Origin of the sequence: Actinopolyspora sabaoui (genome assembly GCF_051225635.1) — a bacterium.
Lineage (GTDB): Bacteria > Actinomycetota > Actinomycetes > Mycobacteriales > Pseudonocardiaceae > Actinopolyspora.
In genome coordinates this window covers 157,298-178,693 of sequence record NZ_JBMIHH010000007.1, presented here as the reverse complement: position 1 = coordinate 178,693, position 21,396 = coordinate 157,298, and the positions used below count along the sequence as shown (strand labels likewise).

General features: G+C 68.2%; 17 protein-coding genes. 8 read left to right on the top strand and 9 right to left on the bottom strand.

Going from position 1 to position 21,396, the window contains the following annotated elements; genetic code table 11:
* Window positions 1-18: 18 nt before the first annotated feature.
* The 3 genes from ACOQFL_RS15330 to ACOQFL_RS15320 all read right to left on the bottom strand — a co-directional run bounded on the left by ACOQFL_RS15330 (window position 19) and on the right by ACOQFL_RS15320 (window position 2,918).
* Complete coding sequence (locus tag ACOQFL_RS15330; RefSeq protein ID WP_435544843.1) at window positions 19-870, bottom strand: YwqG family protein; 852 nt, start codon at window positions 868-870, stop codon at window positions 19-21.
* Window positions 871-889: 19 nt separating this feature from the next.
* Complete coding sequence (locus ACOQFL_RS15325) at window positions 890-1,657, bottom strand: YwqG family protein (RefSeq protein ID WP_435544842.1); 768 nt, start codon at window positions 1,655-1,657, stop codon at window positions 890-892.
* Window positions 1,658-1,736: 79 nt separating this feature from the next.
* Window positions 1,737-2,918, bottom strand: coding sequence for a globin domain-containing protein (locus tag ACOQFL_RS15320; RefSeq protein ID WP_435544841.1), 1,182 nt, complete (start codon window positions 2,916-2,918; stop codon window positions 1,737-1,739).
* A gap of 507 nt (window positions 2,919-3,425) precedes the next feature.
* Here ACOQFL_RS15320 and ACOQFL_RS15315 point away from each other — a divergent pair.
* From ACOQFL_RS15315 to clpB, 7 genes are all read left to right on the top strand, one after another.
* Window positions 3,426-4,046: a pyridoxamine 5'-phosphate oxidase family protein gene (locus ACOQFL_RS15315; protein ID WP_435544840.1), complete on the top strand. Its 621-nt coding sequence runs from the start codon at window positions 3,426-3,428 to the stop codon at window positions 4,044-4,046.
* Between the two features lie 205 nt (window positions 4,047-4,251).
* Window positions 4,252-4,746, top strand: a complete 495-nt coding sequence (locus ACOQFL_RS15310; protein ID WP_435544839.1) for a MarR family winged helix-turn-helix transcriptional regulator — start codon at window positions 4,252-4,254, stop codon at window positions 4,744-4,746.
* A 184-nt stretch (window positions 4,747-4,930) separates the two neighbouring features.
* Window positions 4,931-5,422, top strand: a complete 492-nt coding sequence (locus ACOQFL_RS15305; protein WP_435544838.1) for a MarR family winged helix-turn-helix transcriptional regulator — start codon at window positions 4,931-4,933, stop codon at window positions 5,420-5,422.
* Entirely contained in the window at window positions 5,419-8,130 is a 2,712-nt protein-coding gene (locus tag ACOQFL_RS15300; RefSeq protein ID WP_435544837.1) for an MFS transporter, read from the top strand. The genes ACOQFL_RS15305 and ACOQFL_RS15300 overlap by 4 nt, the downstream gene beginning before the upstream one ends.
* Before the next feature lie 216 nt (window positions 8,131-8,346).
* The gene (locus ACOQFL_RS15295) at window positions 8,347-9,207 is read left to right on the top strand and encodes a YceI family protein (protein WP_435544836.1); all 861 of its coding nucleotides are present in this window, start codon (window positions 8,347-8,349) and stop codon (window positions 9,205-9,207) included.
* Between the two features lie 261 nt (window positions 9,208-9,468).
* Entirely contained in the window at window positions 9,469-10,284 is an 816-nt protein-coding gene (locus ACOQFL_RS15290; protein ID WP_435544835.1) for an NAD(P)H-binding protein, read from the top strand.
* Window positions 10,285-10,534: 250 nt separating this feature from the next.
* Entirely contained in the window at window positions 10,535-13,114 is a 2,580-nt protein-coding gene (gene clpB, locus ACOQFL_RS15285; RefSeq protein WP_435544834.1) for an ATP-dependent chaperone ClpB, read from the top strand.
* A 337-nt stretch (window positions 13,115-13,451) separates the two neighbouring features.
* Here the strand turns inward: clpB and ACOQFL_RS15280 are convergent, their stop codons facing one another.
* From ACOQFL_RS15280 to ACOQFL_RS15260, 5 genes are all read right to left on the bottom strand, one after another.
* Window positions 13,452-15,794, bottom strand: coding sequence for a heavy metal translocating P-type ATPase (locus ACOQFL_RS15280; RefSeq protein ID WP_435544833.1), 2,343 nt, complete (start codon window positions 15,792-15,794; stop codon window positions 13,452-13,454).
* Entirely contained in the window at window positions 15,791-16,903 is a 1,113-nt protein-coding gene (locus tag ACOQFL_RS15275; protein ID WP_435544832.1) for a cytochrome c oxidase assembly protein, read from the bottom strand. Before ACOQFL_RS15275 ends, ACOQFL_RS15280 begins: the two co-directional genes overlap by 4 nt.
* A 24-nt stretch (window positions 16,904-16,927) precedes the next feature.
* Complete coding sequence (locus tag ACOQFL_RS15270) at window positions 16,928-17,584, bottom strand: DUF5134 domain-containing protein (protein ID WP_435544831.1); 657 nt, start codon at window positions 17,582-17,584, stop codon at window positions 16,928-16,930.
* A gap of 140 nt (window positions 17,585-17,724) precedes the next feature.
* Window positions 17,725-18,396 carry a hypothetical protein gene (locus tag ACOQFL_RS15265; RefSeq protein ID WP_435544830.1) on the bottom strand — a complete coding sequence of 224 codons (672 nt, stop codon included), beginning with the start codon at window positions 18,394-18,396 and terminating at the stop codon, window positions 17,725-17,727.
* An 80-nt stretch (window positions 18,397-18,476) separates the two neighbouring features.
* The gene (locus ACOQFL_RS15260; RefSeq protein WP_435544829.1) at window positions 18,477-19,397 is read right to left on the bottom strand and encodes a LysR family transcriptional regulator; all 921 of its coding nucleotides are present in this window, start codon (window positions 19,395-19,397) and stop codon (window positions 18,477-18,479) included.
* A 70-nt stretch (window positions 19,398-19,467) separates the two neighbouring features.
* Between ACOQFL_RS15260 and ACOQFL_RS15255 the strand changes: the two genes are divergently transcribed.
* Window positions 19,468-20,595 carry a TDT family transporter gene (locus ACOQFL_RS15255; protein ID WP_435544828.1) on the top strand — a complete coding sequence of 376 codons (1,128 nt, stop codon included), beginning with the start codon at window positions 19,468-19,470 and terminating at the stop codon, window positions 20,593-20,595.
* A 111-nt stretch (window positions 20,596-20,706) separates the two neighbouring features.
* On the opposite strand, the gene ACOQFL_RS15250 is transcribed toward ACOQFL_RS15255, so the two are convergent.
* A complete protein-coding gene (locus tag ACOQFL_RS15250) occupies window positions 20,707-21,312 on the bottom strand; it encodes a CGNR zinc finger domain-containing protein (RefSeq protein WP_435544827.1) in 606 nt (201 codons plus the stop codon).
* Window positions 21,313-21,396: the final 84 nt, after the last annotated feature.

Below are 21,396 nucleotides of genomic sequence, written 5' to 3'. Positions count from 1 at the left end.
CCGACACTCCGGAGCCGTTCAGCACTGGAGCTGCATCCATGCCCGGCTGAAGTCCGCAGCACGCAGGTCCGTTTTGCTGATCATGTAGTACAGCGTTCCGGCATGGCCCCATTCCCAATCCATGCTGCTGTCGCTGTCGAACTGCGCGAGCACGAACCAGTCGTCGGGATTCGCCTCGGTGCGCTCTACTTTCGTCGGTGAGGAGCCCGGGACGGTAGCTGCCGCCATCCGCTGCATCCGTTCCCACATGGTTTCCTGGATCGGTGTCGGCCAGCCACCGATCTGGTGCAGTGCGCGAAGCTCCCCCGCGTACCCTGGCTCGTCGTAAAGTGCTTCGTAGGCGTACTGGTACCGCTGCGGTATGTTTTCCGGAGGCACACCGAGCACGTCCTGTTCGCACGGAATCGTGAATATGCAGCGAGTTCGCGGTTGGCGGCACGGATAGCGATAAACCCCGGCCGGTGGTGACGTGGCCACAGCGGTGTCCGGATCGGCCTTGATCACTCGGTAAGTACCGGTTTCCTCCGGGCCGAGCCCTACCAGTTCGGTGTCCAAGCCCGCGTGGAAGAAGTTCAGCAGGCCGGTTTTTGGCAGGATGCCGGACGGTTCGCGCTCACCGATCTCCGCGAGGTCCAGTACTGCCACCAGCTCCAGCGGTGTGGCTTCGTCGTAGCAGGGCCAGGGGCTTCCAGGAGATAGCAACGCATCCCCGCCGAAGTGGGAACGCGCCAACGGATCACCGTGCCGCGTGGTGACACTGAGCTCCAGGGCAGCGCTGCCCGACGCCGTGATCCGTTCGGCCTCGTCCTCGTCGAGGTGCTCGCGCAACGTTTGCGCGAGGCGCTCGCGCTGTCGTTCCAGGTCGGTCATGGTCCTGTTCCCGTGTCGGTCAGCAGCACTGCATTTCCAGCCAGACACGGCTGAAGTCGCCCGCTTTCAGGTCCTGCTCCTCGATGAGGAAGTAGAGGCTGCCGGAGTCACCCCAGCACCAGTCCATCCGGTCGTCGCTGTCCAGCTGGGCCAGTAGTAGCTCCTTCCCGGAATTCTCCAGTACAGGGCCCTGGATCAGATCCGGCCAGCCACCGATCCGATGCGCGGGTTCGTTCTCGTCGTCGCGGAGCTCTCGGTAGCCGTCGAGTAGCTTGTCCGGCAGCTCTCCCGCTTCGTCCGGAGGAAGATCCTCCAAATCCGGGACGGTGAGGAGGGGACGGCCGTGCAGCGTCCGTTCGTGGTGGCGTTTCGTTTCCCCGGGTGGTGCGGTGCGTACCGCTGTGGCGGGGTCGGCGTGTATCACCCGCCAGCCATCCGACTCCCCCGGATCGAGCCCGGTCACGAGTTGCTCGGCCGGGGCGTAGCAGAAATTGAGCACGCCGTGGTGGGGCAGGGGGAGTTCGGGGTTGAGTGGTGCGAGGGCGGTGAGGTCGAGCACGGCCAACAGCTCCAGTGCTCTCGATTCGTGTTCCGGCCACGTCGTGTCCGGTGGTAGTAGTGCGTCGCCGCCGAAGCGGGAGACCCCCAGTGGTGCTCCCGCTTCGCTGTGGGTGCTCAGTGCGACGGAGGTGGCGGCCAGGGCCGTGATTCGTTCGGCCTCGGCGGCGCCCACGTGTTCGGTCAGGGTCTGTCTGACACGTTCGCGCTGTTGTTCGGTTCCGGACATGCGCGCACTCTCGCACCGACCCCTGACAACGGGTCCGGTGGCTCACCCCTCCCCGCGTTCTCGGGAGCTCCGCGAGTGCTCAGTCCAGAGTGAACGGATCGTAGTGGATCCGTTCCAGCGGGGTGCCCGCCACCATCATGCCGGAGACCGTGTTCCGGATCATCTCCGGCGAACCGCTGACCAGCACGTCGTGGTCCTGCCACGCGCCGTGGCGGGTCACGGCCTCCGCCAGTGTGCCGTGCTCGGCTCCCTGCGCGGTGGGGTCGTTCTCCAGTACCGGGATCACCTTCAGCCACGGGTTGCTCATGGCGACCTGCCGCAGGTTGCGCAGCTCGTAGAGGTCCTCTCGGGTCCTGCCGCCGTAGAACAGGTGAACCTCGGGGTTGTTGCCGTACTGCGCCAGGTCCTGAATGATCGACCGCATCGGTGCCAGCCCGGTGCCGCCGGCGAGCATCACCACGTCGCGTTCCGAGTCACGATCCACGCCGAGCCTGCCCATCGGGGAACCCATGCGCCACTGGTCGCCGAGCTGTGCGTGCCCCACGATGGCGCGGCTCACCCAACCCGTCGGCACGGCACGTACGTGGAACTCCATCGTGCCGTCATCGGAGGGGGGATTGGCCGGTGACAGATAGCGCCACAGCCTGGGACGCTGCGGCACCTCGACGCTGACATACTGGCCCGGCTGATACGGCACGGGATGTTCCGGCCTGATGCGCACCATGGCGACGTCCCAGCTCAGCCGTTCGTGCTGCACGACCTCGCCGTTGTACCAGGCGGGTCCGTCGTCCTTGGAGGCCGCGTCGGTCATGGTCGTGGCCATCACCGCGTAGGCCTCTCCCCAAGCACGCTCCACGGCGTCGTTCCAGGCATCGCCCGCGTACTTCTTGATCGCTGCCAGCAGTGCGGTTCCCACCGCCTCGTAGTGCTCGGCGACCACGCCGAACTTGCGGTGGTCCCTGCCGAGTTGTTGCAGGAACGGAGTGAGTTCGTCCGGCCGGTCCACCATCTGCACCACGTGCACCAGGGCACGCAGTAGCCTGCTCCGCTGTACCTCCATGTTCACGGGGAACAGTTCCCGAGTGGCGGGAGCCAGGCTGAACAGCATGCTGTAGAAGAACCGCGACACGTCCTCGGCTTGCGGTTCCACCACGGCCCAGCTGTCCCGGATCAGCCGAACCGTGTCGGTCACGTCGGTCGGGCGCTCGCGATCAGCTGAACCGCCGGGGCGCTCGGGGTGTAAAGCGGCGTTGGCTGTCATGGTTCGGGCGATTCTCTCCACATAGGCGGCCGTGTCGGTCCGGCACGGTGTCCATATACCTGATGTCCGTATACCTGTCCCCCGACTGCCCGAGACTCTAACCCCTTTTTCGGCTTGTGTGACCCTTGATGCCACCTTCGAGTGGTTGTTTAATACTCATCGTCATGAAAGCTCACACGCTCGTGTTGAATCCGTTTCGGCACACTTGCATCCACCTCGCGGCGTGACACGGTGAGGCGCGTGATCGCGGACTGGTTACCTTCCCCCGAATCCCGCCGTCCCACAGGGATGGCCCCGGCGGATCTGTTGGAGCTCGAACTCGCGGATTCGTCACCGAGTGTTTCCGAGCGGATGCGATCCGAATCGTCCTCCGGTGGGCAGAGCCGTTACGACGACGGTCCGACGCGCCCACAAATGCGACCCGTTCGCCCCAATTCGTCCACTCCGGACTCCACGGGCGGCACGAGTCGGCCGGAGGATCCCTTCGCTCCGAACGAGCGGAGCACCATGCCCGGCTCGGCGGGTGAGCACCTGCTGCAGAGCGCCTACGAGACCGAGCGCCGGGCCCACAAGTTCTACAATGACCAAGTGCTCGACCATCTCAACGAGCGGATGAAGGAGTTCATCCTCTCGATGAGCATGGCCTTCATCGCCACCGCGGACGGGCACGGCGAGTGCGACTCCAGCTTCCGCGCGGGCCCCAAGGGGTTCATCGAGGTGCTGGGGGACCGCCACGTGGCCTACCCCGAGTACCGGGGCAACGGTGTCATGGCGAGTCTGGGAAACATCAGTGAGAACCCGCACGTCGGTATCCTGCTGATCGATTTCGTCGACGAGTTGATCGGGCTGCACGTCAACGGCAAGGCCAGGATTCTGGAGGACTCCGACCTCAGAGCCATCCATCCCGGGCTTCGCTCGGATTTCGAACGCGGCCGCAAACCGGAACGCTGGGTGGTCGTGCAGGTCGAGGAGGCCTACATCCACTGCCGCAAACACATTCCTCGGATGGCCTTCGTTTCACGGGAACGTTCCTGGGGCACCGACGACGTCAAGCGCAAGGGCGGGGACTACTTCGCGGCCAAGGGGACCGCACGTCCCTGGCACGAACCGCAACCCCAGCAGGATTGAGAACCGGGTGTCGGCTCGGGCTGCGTGGCGGTGCGGGTGGCGCGGCGATTTCGTGGGAAATTGACGCCGCCGCGCGGCGGTGTGGCCCCACCTCCGTCAATTTCCCACGAAATGTGCGCGGGTGCGTCCCGAGTTGAAGGACCGCCTGTCGACGCGCGACGCGGCACCGTCAGACTTGGGGCGTCGGCGATGGGAGGGCGAGCTCGTGACCGAGGGCATGCCGGAGGGGGCAGGCGAGGCGGCCTCCGAATCGTGGGGTTCGGCCGGTACCGAGCGTGAACGGGCGGCCGCCGAGGTCGAGCGTGAACTCGCCATGATGTTCCGGCGCGCCCGCAAGATGTCGTTGGACGTTGCCGCCGAGGTCCATCCCGAGCTCGACCCCGCCTCCTACAGCCTGCTGCTCATGGTCGCCGACGCGGGATCGCTGCGCGCCATCGAGATGGCCGAACGCATCGGCCTGGACAAGTCCACGGTCAGCAGGCAGATAGCCAACCTGGAGCGGTTGGACCTACTGCGCCGCGCCCCCGACCCGCAGGACGGCAGGGCCAGGCTGATCCAGCTCTCCGAGTCCGGTAGACAACGACTGGAGGCGGCGCGGCAACGTCGTTCCCGCCACTTGCGGGAGGACTTCGTGCAGTGGTCCACCGACGATCTGCACCAGTTCGCGAGGCTGCTCGGCAAGCTCAACGCGATGTACTGAGTTCGATCTTTCCCGCCGCTTCTTCCTCCCGAACAGTCGGGAGGCCCGATTGATCCCGAAAGGGTGAGTATCGCGGCTCGGTCCGGTGGGGCGAGTGTGACCCCGCTCTCCGTCGCGCACGATTAAGTTGCTTACTGAAACTAAGGATCCTTATGGTTGGTTGTACCAACCAAAGGAATACTCGATGGGATCGCACTTCGAATCCTGCGAGCGATTACTGGAACCGCTCCGCAAGTTGCTGGGGATCAGACAGGTGGCGCTGCAACGGGCGCAGCACGGCAACGAACTGAGCACCTCGGGGACCGGCCTGTTGTCCGAGCTGGTCCACGGCGGCGAGTCGAGGGCATCCGATCTCGCCCACAACCGGGTCGTGGACACCTCCGTGGTGAGCAGACAGCTCGGGCAGCTCGAACAGGAGGGGCTGATCGAGCGCAGACCCGATCCGACCGACCGCCGGGTCTCGTTGCTGCGAGCCACCGAGCGGGGGCGGAGCGCGCTCGAGGAACGCGAGCGGCAGAAGGCGCGCTGGCTCAGCGAAGTGGTGCTCAGCGACTGGGACGAGAGTCGGCTCGCCGAACTGGACGAACTGCTCCGCGCCCTTTCGGACGACTTGCTGACCTCCTCCAGGCAGCAGCTCACGAATCCGGAAGACGCGGCCAAGGAAGGAAATCGATGACCACCTCGAACGTCGCGGGAGCCGAGGCGGGACACGCTCCGCCCGGCCAGACCACCGACGGACGGGCCGCCGCGCGGGACACCTCGCCTCCCGGCGTCGGTGGGCAGGGCAGCTCCGACGGGCCGATGACGCACCGCCAGGTGCTCAAGGCGCTGACCGGACTGCTGCTGGCCCTGCTGGTGGCGATCCTGAGCTCCACGATCGTGTCCAACGCGCTGCCCAGGATCACCGCCGAGCTCAACGGCACGCAAGGCCAGTACACCTGGGTGGTCACGGCCATGCTGCTGACTTCCACGGCCACCACCCCCATCTGGGGCAAGCTCTCGGACCTGTTCAGCAAGAAACTGCTGTACCAGCTCTCGATCACCATCTTCACGCTCGGTTCGGTGCTCGGCGGTTTCTCGCAGTCGATGGGGATGCTCATCGGCTTCCGGGCCATTCAGGGCATCGGCATGGGCGGCATGCAGGCGCTGATCCAGGTGGTGCTCGCCGCGATGGTCGCGCCGCGCGACCGGGGTCGCTACACCGGCTACATCGGTGCGACCTTCGCCGTCGCCACCACCAGCGGACCGCTGGTCGGTGGGCTCATCGTGGATTCGCCGCTGGGATGGCGCTGGTGCTTCTGGGTAACAGCGCCGATCGCGGTGATCGCGTTCCTGGTGCTGGGACGAGTCCTGCGGCTGCCGGTGATCAAGCGCGACGTCTCCATCGACTGGTTCGGCGCGCTGTTCCTCGTCGGCGGAGTGAGCCTGTTGCTTGCGTGGGTGTCGTTGGCGGGCAAGCAGTTCGACTGGCTCTCCTGGGCCACGCTCGGCTTCGTGGGCGGCGGAGTCCTCGCCGTGATCCTCGCGGTGATCGTCGAGACAAGGGTTCGCGAGCCGATCGTCCCGCTGGGGATGTTCCGCAATCCCACGGTCTCGCTGGCGATCGTCGCCATGGTCGCCGTCGGCACGGCCATGTTCGGCGGTGCGGTGTTCCTCGCGCAGTACTTCCAGCTCGGGCGCGGTTACACCCCCACCGAGGCCGGACTGATGACGCTGCCGATGGTGCTCGGCCTGTTCGTCTCCTCGACGGTGAGCGGACAGGTCATCGCTCGGGTCACCGGCAGGATCAAACCGTTCCTGATCGGTGGCAGCCTGGTGCTGACCCTGGGGATGGGGCTGCTGAGCACGATCGACTCGGACACGCCGCTGCCGCTCGTGGACGTCTACCTCGCTCTCATGGGGATCGGGGTCGGCGCCCTGATGCAGAACCTGGTGCTCGCGGTGCAGAACAGCGTCGACATCAAGGACATGGGCTCGGTCACCTCGGTGGTGACCTTCTTCCGCACCCTCGGCGGTTCCGCGGGGGTGTCGGTGCTCGGTGCGGTGCTGGGCAGCAGGGTCGGCGAGTACGCCAGAGAAGGGATGGCGGAACTGCCCGGGCCGACTCCCCCGCTGGGTGGCGGGAACGGCGGCGTGTCGCTGGACATCAACAGTCTGCCCGCACCGATCGAGGCGATCCTGCACGACTCCTACGGCAGGGCGATCGGGGATCTGTTCCTGATCACCGCCTGCGTCTCCGTGGTGACGCTGCTCGCCGTACTGTTCATTCGCGAGGTGCCGCTGCGTAGCACCGTGGAGAAGCACGACCAGTCGACGGAGGGCGGTAAGCACCGGGCTGTGGAGAACTTGAGCGAATCTGTGGACAACTCGTCGAGTGGTAGTGACGGCTCGGTGGCCGGTTCATCGAGTTCGTTGCGGCCGATCACCCGCGAAGGACACGCATCGGAGGCAGTGGAGCGCCCTGTGAACACATCGAGCAACCCTGTGGACAACTCTGTGGAAAGGTCTGTGGACAACGTGGGGGAGAACTCGGTGGGTGGCAGGTCAGCCGCATTGTCGAACAACGGATTCGAGATGAACGGGCACAGTGCGAACGGGGTCAGTCTGGCCGGTTCGCTCTACCCGGACGACGGTGCTCCCACCGTGTACGGCGTGGTCCGGGGCCCGGGTGGGGTCGCTCTTTCGGGGGTGGTGCTCACGCTCACCGACTCGGTGGGAAATCAGGTCGATCGCACCCACTCGGATGACGAGGGGAACTATCAGGTGAAACCCGCCGGTGGGGGCACCTATGTGCTGATAGCCGCGGCCGGCGAGTACCAGCCCTCGGCGGCGATGGTCGCGGTCTCCGGGCGCACGGTGCGCCACGACGTCGAGCTCTCCGGCGGTGCCGGACTGTCCGGCATGGTCCACAGCGGTGCGGTACCGGTGCCGGATGCCACGGTGGTGCTCACCGACGTGCGTGGCTCCGTGGTGGCGGCCGCGCGCACGGGCGGTGGTGGTGGTTACGAGTTCAACGAGCTGGTCGGCGGTTCCTATGCCCTCACCGTCACCGCCGAGGGATGCCAACCCACCAGCACCGAGGTGGCGCTGCCCGAGGGGCAACGCGTCACGCTGGACGTGTCGCTGGAGTCGGGTGCCGAGGTGCGTGGTGTGATCCGTTCCGCCCGTCTCGGGCACGCCGTGCCGGAGGCCCAGGTGACCCTGCTGGACGCCTCGGGCGGGGTGGTCGCGACCACGGTCACCGGTCCGGACGGGGAATACCGGTTCACCGATCTCTCGCACGGGGACTACACCGTCATCGCCACCGGATACGCGCCGACCGCGAACAACCTCAGCGTGCGGGACGAGCACGTCGACCACGACATCGCGCTCGGTCTGGAGTAGTGGGCGAAGCCGTCCGAGGGGGTGGCCGCTCCGCGGGACCGCTCACCGGCCCCCGACCGTTGCCGGCGCGGTCGCCGACAGGGTGGTCGCCGACAGGGTGGTCACCGGCAGGGCGGTCATCCCCAGGACGGTCACCGACGACACGATTCTTCCAACCGGACCGGCGGATCCGGCGATTCCCGTTTCCGCGGTTCTCACGCAGGAGAGGACACTCCGATGAGCCTCGACCAGGGCGAAGTGGGCGAACGACAGGATCAGGCACCGAGCGGAGCGGTCACGGTGCGGGTCCGAACGCTCGGCGGTTGGCCACTGCCGGAGGCGGTACTCACGCTCACCGACGCCTCGGGAACCCAGGTGGGGCGCGCACCCGCCGATTCGGCAGGGGAAGCCACGGTGACGGCGCTGTCGCCGGGGCGCTACACGGCGATCGTCACGGCGCTGGGGCACCAGCCGCTCGCGCGCACCGCGATGGTGCGGCAGGGCAACGCCGTCGAGCTGGACGGGGTGGAGCTCTCCCCGGTGGGAGGTGGTGACGAGCTGCCCGAACCCGGGTTGTGGCGCATCGATCCGGCGCACTCCGCCATTCGTGCCGCCGCGAAGCATCTGGGGATCAGCAGCATCCACGGGCGGTTCAACGAGTTCGACGGTGAGATCCGAATCGCCAGACCGGTGGAGTCCTCCTCGGTCGACGTCCGGATCGAGGCCGCGAGTGTGGACACCGGAAACGCGCAGCGAGACGAGCACTTGCGCAGCGGCGACTTCCTCGACGTGGCGAACCATCCCCGGATCGGCTTCACCACCACCGGGATCTCGCGTGGTCACGACCGCTGGGAGCTCGACGGTGAACTGACGCTGTGCGGGGTCACCCGTCCGGTGCGGTTGGAGACCAGGTTCACCGGCGTGGGGCCCGACCCGTGGGGCGGCACCAGGGCCTCGGCCTCGGCCACCACGATCCTGCGGCGCGAGGACTTCGCGATGACCTTCAACCAGTCGCTGAGTACCGGGATCGCCGCGATCGGCACCACGCTGCGGATCGAGCTCGACGTGCAGGCGGTGTTCGCCGAGGACGCGAGCTGAGCGGGTCGCCGCCTCCGGTTCGATGTTTCACGCGAAACATTTCCGTCCGGCGCTCCGTTCCGCGACTCCCTGGCGCGGCCGTGCGTGGCGTGGTGGTGCGCGCCGCCGTGCTCCGAGCGTCGTTGACTTCGAGCGCGCTCGAAGATCCAGACTCGTCCACATACCGCCCTTGGGGCGCGAACTCCCCGCGGAGTCTCCCGACGGAGTTCGCCTTACCCGGCGGTTTCACCTGTTGGTTTCGAGACGAGGTTCGGAGAGCGCATGATCCTGGTGACTTCGGCGACCGGCAACATCGGTCGCTGCCTGGTACGTGACCTGCACGACGCGGGATACGCGGTGCGGGCGACCACCCGCGATCCCGGCAGGGCCGAGTTCCCCGAGGGGGTCGAGGTCGTATCCGGTGATCTCGACGATCCGGACTCGCTCCGGGACGCCTTCGCGGGAGTCGACGGGTTCTTCCTGCTCGGTTCCCCCGGTGATGTTCCGGCGATACTGCATCGGGCCGCCGAGGCAGGGGTGCGGCGGGTGGCGCTGGTCTCCTCGCTGCTCGCCGAGACACATCCGGACTCCTTCATCGGCAGTGGGGCGCTGGCGGGGGAGAAGGCCGTCCGGGACAGCGGGCTCGAGTGGACCGTGCTGCGTCCCTGGGAATTCACGTCCAACGCGTTCTGGTGGATCTCCTCGATCCGAGAGCGCGGCAGTGTGTACGCCCACGAGAATCCGGAGGGCTCGCAGGTCGTCGACCCCGCCGACATCGCCGCGGTAGCGGCCAGTGCACTCACCGAGTCGGGGCACGAACAGCGGATCCACTCGCTGACGGGGCCCGAACGGATCACCGTCGCGCAGCGGGTGGCCGTGCTTGCCGAGGAACTGGGGCGCCCCGTCGAGTTCGTGGAGCTGAGCACCGAACAGGCCCGGCAGCGGATGCTGGAGTACATGCCCGCCGGGATCGTCGAGGACATGCTCTCGACGGAAGGTGGGGATCCGGGGCTGCCGGACACGGTTCGGCGGATCACGGGCAGGCCCCCGCGTACTTTCCGGCAGTGGGCCAGGGAGCACATCGGGGCTTTCGGCTGAGGCCGGGCGCCACGACATCAATCGCCTTCGGGGGACGTTTCGTACGAGACGTCCCCCGAATTCGTGGTTGCGCCGGGTTCGAGCGAGCGCGGATGACGCGAGTCGGGTCGTGTCTGTATAGTTGAGTCATATAGGCTCAACTTTGTTTCCATAGTCGCTGTGTTGCGGCTGTTACGTCGGGCGGCCTTCGGGGTATGGCGGAAGGCATGCCCTCGCCGGGGCGACGAAGCCGCTACGAGAGAGGTGAGGAATGGACGCGTTCAACCCGACGACCAAGACCCAACAGGCGATCTCCGCCGCGGCGCAGGCCGCGACCATGGCGGGCAACCCCGACATTGCCCCCGCTCACCTGCTGGGTGCGCTGCTGGCGCAGAGCGACGGACTCACCCCTTCGCTGCTCTCCGCGGTGGGAGCCGATCCGGCGCGGGTGCGCGAGGAGTGCGAACAGCTCGCCAACGCGCTGCCCTCGGCGAGTGGTTCCTCGGTGTCCACTCCGCAACTGTCCCGCGAGTCGATCAAGGCTCTCACCCACAGTCAACAACTGGCGACGGAGCTCGGCGACGAGTACGTCTCCACCGAGCACCTGCTCGTCGGGCTGTCCGCCGAGGGAGGGCAGGTCGGTGAGCTGCTCAACCGCTACGGCGCGACCCCGGACGCGCTCAAGGACGCCTTCACCAAGGTGCGCGGATCGGCGCGCGTCACCAGCCCCGATCCGGAGAGCACCTACAACGCGCTGGAGCAGTACGGCCTCGACCTGACCGACCGCGCCCGCAACGGTGATCTCGACCCGGTCATCGGCAGGGACGCCGAGATCCGCAGGGTCGTGCAGGTGCTCTCCCGGCGCACCAAGAACAATCCGGTGCTCATCGGCGAACCCGGTGTGGGCAAGACCGCGATCGTCGAGGGCCTGGCGCAGCGCATCATCGCGGGCGACGTGCCCGAGTCGTTGCGCGACAAGCGGGTCGTCGCGCTGGACATGGGGTCGATGGTCGCGGGCGCCAAGTACCGTGGCGAGTTCGAGGAACGCCTCAAGGCGGTGCTCAAGGAGATCACCGAGTCCGAGGGGCAGGTGATCACCTTCATCGACGAGCTGCACACCATCGTCGGTGCCGGTGCCACCGGTGAGGGCGCCATGGACGCCGGGAACATGATCAAGCCGATGCTTGCGCGCGGCGAGCTGCGCATGGTCGGCGCGACCACGCTGGACGAGTACCGCAAGCACATCGAGACCGACGCCGCGCTGGAGCGCAGGTTCCAGCAGGTCATGACCGGCGAGCCCACCCCTGACGACACCGTGGCGATCCTCCGCGGCCTCAAGGAGCGCTACGAGGTGCACCACGGTGTGCGGATCACCGACGGCGCGCTGGTGGCCGCGGCCACGCTCTCCGACCGCTACATCACCGACCGGTTCCTGCCGGACAAGGCCATCGACCTGGTGGACGAGGCCGCCTCCCGGCTGCGGATGGAGATCGACTCCCGGCCGGTGGAGATCGACGAGGTCGAGCGCGCCGTCCGCAGGTTGGAGATCGAGGAGATGGCGCTGTCCCGCGAGGACGATCCCTCCTCGCGGGAGCGTCTCGCCTCGCTGCGGCAGGAGCTTGCCGACCAGCGAGAACGGTTGTCCGAACTGATCGCCCGCTGGCAGCGCGAGAAGGAGTCCATCGACAAGGTAAGGGATCTCAAGAGCCGGCTGGAATCGGTGCGCGGCGAGTCCGAGCGCGCCGAGCGCGACGGCGATCTGGGAAAGGCTGCCGAGCTGCGCTACGGGCGCATCCCGGAGCTGGAGAAGGAACTGGAGCAGGCCACCGAGGAGCAGAACCGCTCCAAGGCGATGCTGCAGGAGGAGGTCACTCCCGACGACGTGGCCGAGGTGGTCAGCTCGTGGACCGGGATTCCGGCGGGCAGGCTGCTGGAAGGCGAGACGGAGAAACTGCTGCGCATGGAGGACGCCGTCGGGGCGCGCGTCATCGGGCAGCAGGAGGCGGTGCGCGCGGTCTCGGACGCGGTGCGCCGCGCTCGCGCCGGGGTTGCCGACCCGGATCGCCCCACCGGTTCCTTCCTGTTCCTCGGTCCGACCGGTGTCGGCAAGACCGAGCTGGCCAAGGCGCTGGCCGAATTCCTGTTCGACGACGAACGCGCGATGGTGCGCATCGACATGAGCGAGTACTCCGAGAAGCACTCGGTGGCACGCCTGGTGGGCGCGCCGCCCGGCTACGTCGGCTACGACCAGGGCGGCCAGCTCACCGAGACGATACGCAGGCGGCCCTACTCGGTGGTGCTGCTCGACGAGGTGGAGAAGGCGCACCAGGACGTGTTCGACGTGCTGCTGCAGGTGCTCGACGACGGCAGGCTCACCGACGGGCAGGGACGCACCGTGGACTTCCGCAACACCATCCTGGTGATGACCTCCAACCTGGGCTCGCAGGCCATCGCGAATCCCGACCTGTCGGAGGCCGAACGCGACGAGGCGGTCATGTCGGTGGTGCGCGCCCAGTTCAAACCGGAGTTCCTGAACCGGCTGGACGGCACGCTGGTATTCCACGCGCTGTCCACCGAGCAGCTGACCTCCATCGTGGACATCCAGGTGGACCGGCTGGCCAGGCGGCTGGCACAGCGGCGGCTGACCCTGGACGTGCGGCAGCCGGCGCGGGAATGGCTGGCGACGCACGGCTTCGACCAGGTGTTCGGCGCTCGACCACTGCGGCGGCTGGTGGAGTCGGCCATCGGTGACGAGCTGTCCCGCAAGCTGCTGGCCGGTGACATCAAGGACGGTGACAAGGTCACGGTCGACGTTGCCGAGGGCACCGGGCTCACCGTCGATTCGGAGTGATGTTTCTCGGGAACCGGGGACCGCGGCTTCGTGGGTGGTGCCGTGGCGGAACCTCGCGCACGGCTCTCGCTGCGGGGAGGCCCGACATCGGGTAGCGGCCTACACAACGTCGGGCCTTCCTCGCGAGAGCCGCACGCGAGAACCCGCGGCGGTGCCTGTTGCGTGAGTGCTCGGAGCTCCGCCTGTGTGAGTGGTCGGAGCTCTAGCCGCGAGGGTTGTGGGAGTTCGCCTTGCGTCGATGGCGCGGCGATTTCGCGGGAAATTGACGGACGCGGGGCCACACCGCGCCGCCCGCCCGGCGATTTCGCGGGAAATCGACGCCCCCGAGCGGACGCCGTTACGGGGTGGCCGCGCTGCCCGCTCGGGATTCCTGCGCCGATTGCTCCCCGGTGGGCGCTCCCTCCTGGAAGGCCTCCCGGCTGGACGATTCGGTGCCGAACCTGCGCAGTCGCAGGCTGTTGGTGACCACGAACAGCGAGGACAACGCCATGGCCGCCGCCGCTATAAGCGGGTTGAGCAGTCCGAGGGCGGCCAGGGGCAGGGCGGCGAGGTTGTAGCCGAAGGCCCAGGCCAGGTTGCCCCGGATGGTCCGCAACGTCCGTCGGGCCAGGGTGATCGACTCGGGGACGACCTCCAGCCGATCCCGCACGAGCAGCAGGTCGGCAGCTTCCAGCGCCACATCGGTGCCGGAGATGACGGCGATCCCGAGATCGGCACTGGCCAGTGCGGGAGCGTCGTTGATCCCGTCGCCGACCATGGCGACGGTGCGGCCCTGCTCCCGCAGTTCCGCGATGGTGGCCGCCTTGTCCGCGGGCAGCACCTCGGCCAGCGTCTCGTCGATGCCCACTCGCTCGGCGACCGCGCGCACCGTGGCGGCGTTGTCACCGGAGAGCAGCACCGTGCGCAGTCCCAACCGGTGCAGCTCACCGACCATGCGAGCAGCCGAGGGCTTGACCGTGTCGGTCAGGGCGAAGATCCCCTGCGCGTGGCCGTCCACCGCCACGGCCACCGTGGTGCGTCCCTGGCTCTCCCATGCCACACGCCTGGCTTCGAGTTCCTCGGGAAGCTCACTGCCGCGCTCCCGCAGCAACCTGGCCGAACCCACCAGCACCGAACGGCCCGCCACCGTCCCGGCCGCCCCCAGGCCGGATAGGCTGGTGAAGTCCGTTACAGGTTCGGGTCGCCCGAGTTCCTCCTCGGCCAGCGTGCTGATCGCCCGAGCCACGGCGTGTTCGCAGGCGTCCTCCACAGCGCCCGCCAGCCGCAGCACCGTGGCGGTGTCGGTGTCCGCGGTGGTGCGCAGGTCGACCACGGCCATCCTGCCGGTGGTCAGGGTGCCGGTCTTGTCCAGCACCACGGTGTCGATCGCCCTGGCGGATTCCAGGGCCCGGTGCCCCTTGATGAAGATCCCCAGCTGCGCACCGCGTCCCGTGGCGGCCAGCAGTGCGGTGGGGGTGGCCAGCCCCAACGCGCAGGGACAGGCGATGATCAGCACGGTCAGCGCGGCGCTGAAGGCCCGTTCCGGGGGCGCGTCGAGTAGCCACCAGCTCAGCAGGGTCAGCGCGGCCAGCACGCCGACGGCGGGTACGAACCAGCCGGAGATGCGATCGGCCAGCCGTTGCGTCCGGGCCTTGTCGTGCTGCGCCCGCTCGACCAGCCCCCGCAATCGGGCGAGTTGGGTCTCTTCGCCGACGCGGGTGGCCCGCACCACCAGCCTGCCGCTCGTGAGGATGGTGCCTCCCACGACCGCGTCCCCCGCCGAGGTCTCGACGGGAACCGGTTCCCCGCTCATCGCGCTGGTGTCCACGGTGCCGTGCCCGCGCAGCACCTCGCCGTCGGTGGCCACGGTCTCCCCGGGGCGAACCGTGAAGTGGTCCTCGCGTCGCAGCCGCTCGACGGGTACCCGACTCTCGTTGCCGTCCCGGTCCAGCACCGCGACGTCCTTGGCGCCGAGTGCGGCCAGCGCGTGCAGGGCACCGCCCGCGCGCTGCTTGGCCTTGGCCTCGAGCAGCCGTCCGGCGAGCATGAATATGGTGACCGCGGCCGCCACGTCCAGGTAGACCGACCCGGCGGGTTCCAGCAGCAGCCCCGTCAGACCCCGCTCCCCGGTCGTCGCTCCCCGATAGGCGAAGATCGTGTATCCCGACCAGCAGGCGGACGCCAGGATGCCGATGGAGACCAGGGTGTCCATGGAGGTGGTTCCGTGGCGGGCCTGCAGCAGTGCCTGGCGGTGGAACGGCCAGGCACACCAGGTGGCCACCGGCAGCGTCAGCGCCAGCAACACCCACGACCACCCGGGGAACCGCAGCGAGGGGGTCAGGGCCAGCGTGATCGACAGGTCGGCCAGCGGCACCCCGCACAGCAGTGCCACCACCAGGCGGCGCCACAGGTAGCGGACCCGTTCGGCCGGGTCGCTGTCCTCCGGGCTGTCGGGGCGGAGCACCTCGGCGCTGTATCCCGCGGTCTCGACCTGCCGCAGCAGTCGTTCGACCGTCACGTCGTTCGAGGCCTCGACGGTGGCCTTCTCGGTGGCGTAGTTGACACTGGCCGACACGCCGTCGAGCTTGTTGAGCTTGCGCTGCACCCGAGTCGCGCACGCGGCGCAGGTCATCCCCGTGACGGCCAGGTTCACCGAGTAGCCCTCGGAGTATGACTCCTCGGACGGTGCCACCGAAGTCATCCGCTCTCCCGTTCCGGCCGGTCGTGTGGCGTCTCCCTCGTACTGTCCTCGCCTGAAGGGGGAGTCGCCCGGGCGGCTTCGTCGGTGGAACCATCCGGTGCCTGCTGCCCCTCGTCCCGGTGTACCTCCGTGCCCTGGTGTGACCCTGTGCCCTGGTGCAACCGGGCGAGCATGGCGTTGTAGTCGGCCAGTGCCCGCTCGTCGGCGTCCACGTCGGCGGAATCGCGCAGCCCGGGGGCGGTACCCGAGGCGGTTTGGGCCAGCGCGCTGCGGCGCGCGGACTCCAGCCATGTGCCGAAACCCGCTTCGGGGCCGCGGGAGCGCAGCCACACCCCGACGGTGATCAGTGCCAGCACGGCCATGGTGGCGTCACCGAAGAACCACATGATCGCTCCGGCGAGGTGCTGGTCGTCCAGCAGCGTCGGTCCCCAGTCGGGACGGGCCAGGCGGTAACCCGGTGCGATGGGGCTGGGAGACATCATCAGCACCACGCCGACCAGGGTGTCCGGCAGCATTCCCGCCATCAGCAGCACCACTCGCAGCGGGTGGGGGAAGCGTCGCCACCGGAGCGGCTCGCTGCCGAGAACGGGGAGGAAGAGCAGGTAGCCGCTGGTCAGGTAAAGCACGATCTCGAAGTGCCGCAGCCATTCGTGTTCCAGCCGCAGCTGCGCGAACACCGTCAGGTGAGTGACCACCAACACGGCGGTGTAGTACACGAACGAGGTCGCCGGGTGAGTGAGCGCATTCACGGTCCGGCTTCGCAGCGCGCTCTCCAGACGCCCTGACGCGCTGGTTCCGCCCCCCGTGACCCAGAGTTCCAGCGGGCGTCCCACGATCAGCAGGATCGGCACCGCCATGATCAGCACCAGGTGCTGGACCATGTGTACCCAGGTCAGGGCTTCGCTGTAGACGCCGATGGCGCTGTTGACCGCCAGGACCAGTGCGAACAGCCCACCCAGGAAGGCGACGGAGCGCCGGACCGGCCAGCGGCCGACGCGCCGGTACCGGAGCAGTCCCGCCAGGTAGGCCACGGCCAGCAGCACCACGAGCCCGTCCCAGGGTGAGAGTTGCCAGCTGGTCAGTGCGTTCGACCAGGTCAGGGGGGTCACCGCCGACATCGTCCTCGCTTTCCGCTACATGACGGCGATCATGTAGGCCATGCTCGCCGCCATCACCGCCAGCGTCACCCGCACTCCCACCGTGGAGTGCGCGACCAGTCCCACCACCGGCCCCGCCGCCGGGTCGGGCGCTGGTTCGGCCGTCAGTGGTGTCACCCCGTGCTCTTGCTGCCGGACGGGTTCCGCCGCCGGGGTGGACGTGGTGGCGACGGTGGCCGGAACCCGGTGGTTGAACACCGGAAGTCGGTCCCATGCTCCCACGCCGTAGGCCACTGCCTGGCAGGTCAGGTAGACAACGAACACCCAGTTCAGCCAGTCGGGGCGTGCCGTCGGTGCCAGCAACATGTAGGCCATGGCTGCCATGTCCACTGTGGACAACAGCCATAGTGGGTTGACCGCGCCCTCTCGGACGCGGAAAGTGACGGTGAGGGCGGCCTGGGTGAGTGCCATGAGAACGAACAGGACCAGGCCGATCCGATACAGCTCCGGATTCGCCATGCGCGGGAACAGATACATCCCGGCCATTCCCGCCGCCATGACCGTGTGCCCGGCGTGCCAGGCACGGTGTTGCCCGGACATCGCGACCAGATGGCCAGCGTGCACCACGATAACCACGAAAAGTGCCAGTGCCCACACGATTCGTAACCACATGGGTAAAAGTGGCATGTGCATTGCCGCCATCTCACCGTGCATGCCCGTTTCCGTTTCTCGACCGTCTGGTCGTGGGACGAACCGTGTTCGCCGTGCACGTCGTCCGGGAGGAGCATTCGGTTCCCGGGGGTCGTCCGAAGTCGCACCCGGAGTGGACAACGTCACACCCGCGCGGCGATTTCGCGAGAAATTGACGGCCGGGTGGCAGGGATCCGGTCGAGTTCGGTCAGGGGGGGTCCGGGAACGACGGGCGAAGTGAGCTCCGTGATCGTCGCGACGCCGACGGGCGGTCGACTCTCGTGCATCGTGATCGCGTCGCCCACGGCCAGGTGCCGCCACTGCTCCGGGCTGAGCGGGGCGAGCCGGACCGTGGCACTGTGCCCCGGTGACAGTTTGGCGAGCCCTTCCAACCACAGCCACGCGAGGTTGCACGACCACTCGCCTCCGGGAGTGTGGTTGCCGATGTTCCAAAGCGGTCGGAGCCGTCCGTCACCGGGAATCGGGGTTCGTCGCCCACCCTCGCTCGTTGGCAGCAGGCTCAGCCGCGCCCGGACCGTGCCGTGTCGCGTCTCGTGGTCGCGCAGCACACACCACGCGGCTGTTTCCGTGAGCCTCAGTTGTCGTGCGCTCTCGGTGAGCAGCCGCCAGAAGTCGACGGGGACCGAATGTGACTCGCCGATCCGCAGCAGCAGGTCGAGTGCCAGTTCCCAGTCTCCAGCCCGCTGACAGTCCCGAACGTCGTCCGGGAGCGCTCCGTTCTCGGCCCGCGCGTGTTCCGGCAACAGCTCGGTAGCCCGGCGAATGAGCGTGAATACGTCGTGCACCCCGAACATCCTTCCCGGTGGGTAGTGCTTTACCGTTCCGGCCGTCCCGTCCGCCGGACGTCGATTTCGCGAGAAATTGACGGCCGGGGTCACTCACCCCGGAGCGCGATGGCGAGTAGATCGCGGGCCGGGCCGCGCAGCGGTGTTCCTTCGGGCCAGACCGCGCGCAGACTCCGGGTCAGATTGAGTTCGGTGACTCCGAGCCGCACGAGCGTTCCCGCGGCGAGTTCGGTGCTCACGGCGCGGGCGCTGAGCACGGCTGGACCGATTCCGCCGGTCACGGCCGCCTTGATCGCGGTGGTGGAGGAGACCTCCAACAGTGGTTCGGCGGTTTCGAGCCCGGCGTGCTCCCGCAACGCCCGTTCCAGTGCCAGGCGGGTTCCGGAACCGCGTTCCCGGCTGACCAGCGAGGTGGCGGCCAGCTCCTTGGCCCTCGGCTCCCGCCGCCGGTTGGCCCAGGGATGCGAGGGCGCGACGACCAACGCCAGTTCGTCCCTGGCGACCTCACGCGCGGACAGTCCCCCCGCCACTTCCGGGGTCTCGACGAATCCGATGTCCGCGGTTCCTGCCAACACTTTCGTCGCGACCTCGGCGGAGTTGCCCGAGTCCAGCGCGACGACGGTCTCCGGATCGGCGGCGCGCAGCGCGATCAACCAGCGGGGCAACAGGTACTCGGCCACCGTCAGGCTCGCCGCGATCCGGACGTGGCCGTGGCGATCGGCCCGCAGCGCCGCGATGCCCGCCGCCAGGTCCGATGCCGCCTCGACCGTGGCCTGTGCCCAGCTCGCCACGAGTTCTCCTGCCGTGGTCAGCCGGGTTCCGCGCGCGCCGCGTTCGAGCAGGGCGGTGCCGACATCGGCCTCCAATTGCCGCAGTCGCGCGCTGGCGGCGGGTTGGGACATGCCGTGCGAGCCCGCTGCCTGCCCGATACTGCCGAATTCGGCCACGCTCAGCAGCAGCTCGTAACCGGTCAGATCGCGCACTGACCGGGGTAACGGCCTGGAAGACATAGGCACAGCTTATGCATTCCCAACCGACGAGGGACTACTCGGCCGCGAGGAAGCGAACGAGGGTGGAAGCATGACCGGCACCGCCCTCGCCGAGGAACCCGCATCGTTCCGCCGTTTCGCCCCGTTGCGCGAACTCGATCACCCTTCCCGGGTTTTCGCCCGACTCGGCCCCAACTGGTTCGCCTCCGTGATGGGCACCGGCATCGTGGCCAACGCCGCCGCGACCCTGCCGGTGTGGCTGCCCGGGTTGCGCACCGCGGCCACCGTGGTCTGGGCGTTCGGTGCGCTGCTGCTCCTCGCGCTCTGCGCCGCGTGGGCGGTGCACTGGATCCGCCACACCGGGACGGCACGTGGTCACGCCCATGATCCGGTCATGGCCCAGTTCTGGGGCGCACCTCCGATGGCGCTGATGACGGTCGGTGCGGGCACCCTGCTGCTGGGCGGGGACTGGATCGGACTCGGCCCGGCACTGACCGTGGACTGGATACTGTGGACGGCCGGAACCCTTCTCGGGCTGTTCACCACCGCGTGGATCCCGTACCGAATGATGACCACACACGCGATAACGCGCGACAGCGCCTTCGGCGGTTGGCTGATGCCCGTGGTTCCTCCCATGGTCTCGGCCGCCAACGGGGCGCTGCTCGTCGAGCACCTGCCCGCGGGGCAGCCGCGCCTGACCATGCTGCTGGGCTGCTACGCGATGTTCGGTATCAGCCTGTTCGCGACGCTGTTCATCGTCCCGCAGCTCTGGCAGCGCCTGCTGCGCCACAAGACCGGCGCCGCCGCGACCGTGCCCACGGTGTGGATCGTGCTCGGCCCGCTCGGGCAGTCAGTCACCGCGGTCAATCTGCTGGCCCGCCCCGCCGGGAACGTGCTGCCCGAGCCCTACGGCGCGGCCGCCGATGCCCTCGGCCTGTTCTACGGCGTGGCCGCCTGGGGATTCGCCCTCGTCTGGTTGGTGCTGGCCGCCGCGCTCACCCTCCGTGCCGCCCGCTCCGGGCTGCCCTTCGCGCTGACCTGGTGGAGCTTCACCTTCCCGGTGGGCACCGTCGTCACCGGCACCAGCGGTCTGGCCGCCCGCACCGGTTCGCTGCTGTTCACCGTCGCCGCCGTGGCGCTCTACCTGCTGCTGGTGCTCGCGTGGCTCACCGTGGCCGTGCGCACGGCACACGGCAGCTACCGGGGCGGGCTGTTCTGACCGGCAGCCGGGGTTGACCGACGGCAGGCGTCGACCGATGGCAGGCGGGCCGTCGTTTTCTCGCGAGATCGCCGCGCGCGTTTTCCGTGAGTTCGGTGTGCCCGGGCGGTGTCACTGATTCCGTGCCCGCTGGTGGCGTTCGACCTTGGCTCTGTTGCCGCAGATCGCCATCGAGCACCACCGGCGTCGTCGGCTCGGCGACGGGTCCAGGAAGAGCCACGAACACCGGCCGCACACACCGATCAGCGACCGCTGCTCGCTCAACAGCAGTTCCGCACTCGCCAGCGCGGTTCTGCGGGCCACCAGGCGCGGCCCGAGGCGAGCGATGTCGAACACCCAGGCCCGTCGAGTGCGGAACAGCTCCGTGGGATCCGCCTCGCGTTGCGCGATCAGGATGTCGGCTTTGACCCGCTCCCGGACGGCCCGCTCGCATCGAACCTCTTCCACTCCCGCGAGCAGGAACGTGTGCAGCGCCTCGCGTTGTTCGCGCAGTTCTGCCAGCGCCGCGTCCGCTTCCGCACGATCGTCCGCCGCGCGGCTCAGCAGGTACTCGTGTTCCTCCCGTTCGAGCAACCCGATCGCGTGCGCCCAGTCGGCCGCGTCGGTGAATTCGCGCAGGTACTCCACGTCACGGTTTCTGGTGCGGCCTCCGACCGTGTTGACGAAGACCAGCACCGGATGATCACCGATCAACGAGGTAGTGGACCAGTCGGTCATTTCTCCTCCGCGAGTGTGTCGCCGGTCGGGTTGACAGCTCGGTGTGCTGCGACAACCATACTAACCATAAAAACAAACAAAGGG

Excerpts from the sequence above, each read along its gene's own strand:
- ACOQFL_RS15330 (WP_435544843.1), bottom strand. The coding sequence starts at position 870 with ATGACCGACCTGGAACGACAGCGCGAGCGCCTCGCGCAAACGTTGCGC.
- ACOQFL_RS15325 (WP_435544842.1), bottom strand. The coding sequence starts at position 1,657 with ATGTCCGGAACCGAACAACAGCGCGAACGTGTCAGACAGACCCTGACC.
- ACOQFL_RS15320 (WP_435544841.1), bottom strand. The coding sequence starts at position 2,918 with ATGACAGCCAACGCCGCTTTACACCCCGAGCGCCCCGGCGGTTCAGCT.
- ACOQFL_RS15315 (WP_435544840.1), top strand. The coding sequence starts at position 3,426 with ATGCCCGGCTCGGCGGGTGAGCACCTGCTGCAGAGCGCCTACGAGACC.
- ACOQFL_RS15305 (WP_435544838.1), top strand. The coding sequence starts at position 4,931 with ATGGGATCGCACTTCGAATCCTGCGAGCGATTACTGGAACCGCTCCGC.
- ACOQFL_RS15300 (WP_435544837.1), top strand. The coding sequence starts at position 5,419 with ATGACCACCTCGAACGTCGCGGGAGCCGAGGCGGGACACGCTCCGCCC.
- ACOQFL_RS15295 (WP_435544836.1), top strand. The coding sequence starts at position 8,347 with ATGAGCCTCGACCAGGGCGAAGTGGGCGAACGACAGGATCAGGCACCG.
- ACOQFL_RS15290 (WP_435544835.1), top strand. The coding sequence starts at position 9,469 with ATGATCCTGGTGACTTCGGCGACCGGCAACATCGGTCGCTGCCTGGTA.
- clpB (WP_435544834.1), top strand. The coding sequence starts at position 10,535 with ATGGACGCGTTCAACCCGACGACCAAGACCCAACAGGCGATCTCCGCC.
- ACOQFL_RS15280 (WP_435544833.1), bottom strand. The coding sequence starts at position 15,794 with ATGACTTCGGTGGCACCGTCCGAGGAGTCATACTCCGAGGGCTACTCG.
- ACOQFL_RS15270 (WP_435544831.1), bottom strand. The coding sequence starts at position 17,584 with ATGCACATGCCACTTTTACCCATGTGGTTACGAATCGTGTGGGCACTG.
- ACOQFL_RS15265 (WP_435544830.1), bottom strand. The coding sequence starts at position 18,396 with ATGTTCGGGGTGCACGACGTATTCACGCTCATTCGCCGGGCTACCGAG.
- ACOQFL_RS15260 (WP_435544829.1), bottom strand. The coding sequence starts at position 19,397 with ATGTCTTCCAGGCCGTTACCCCGGTCAGTGCGCGATCTGACCGGTTAC.
- ACOQFL_RS15255 (WP_435544828.1), top strand. The coding sequence starts at position 19,468 with ATGACCGGCACCGCCCTCGCCGAGGAACCCGCATCGTTCCGCCGTTTC.
- ACOQFL_RS15250 (WP_435544827.1), bottom strand. The coding sequence starts at position 21,312 with ATGACCGACTGGTCCACTACCTCGTTGATCGGTGATCATCCGGTGCTG.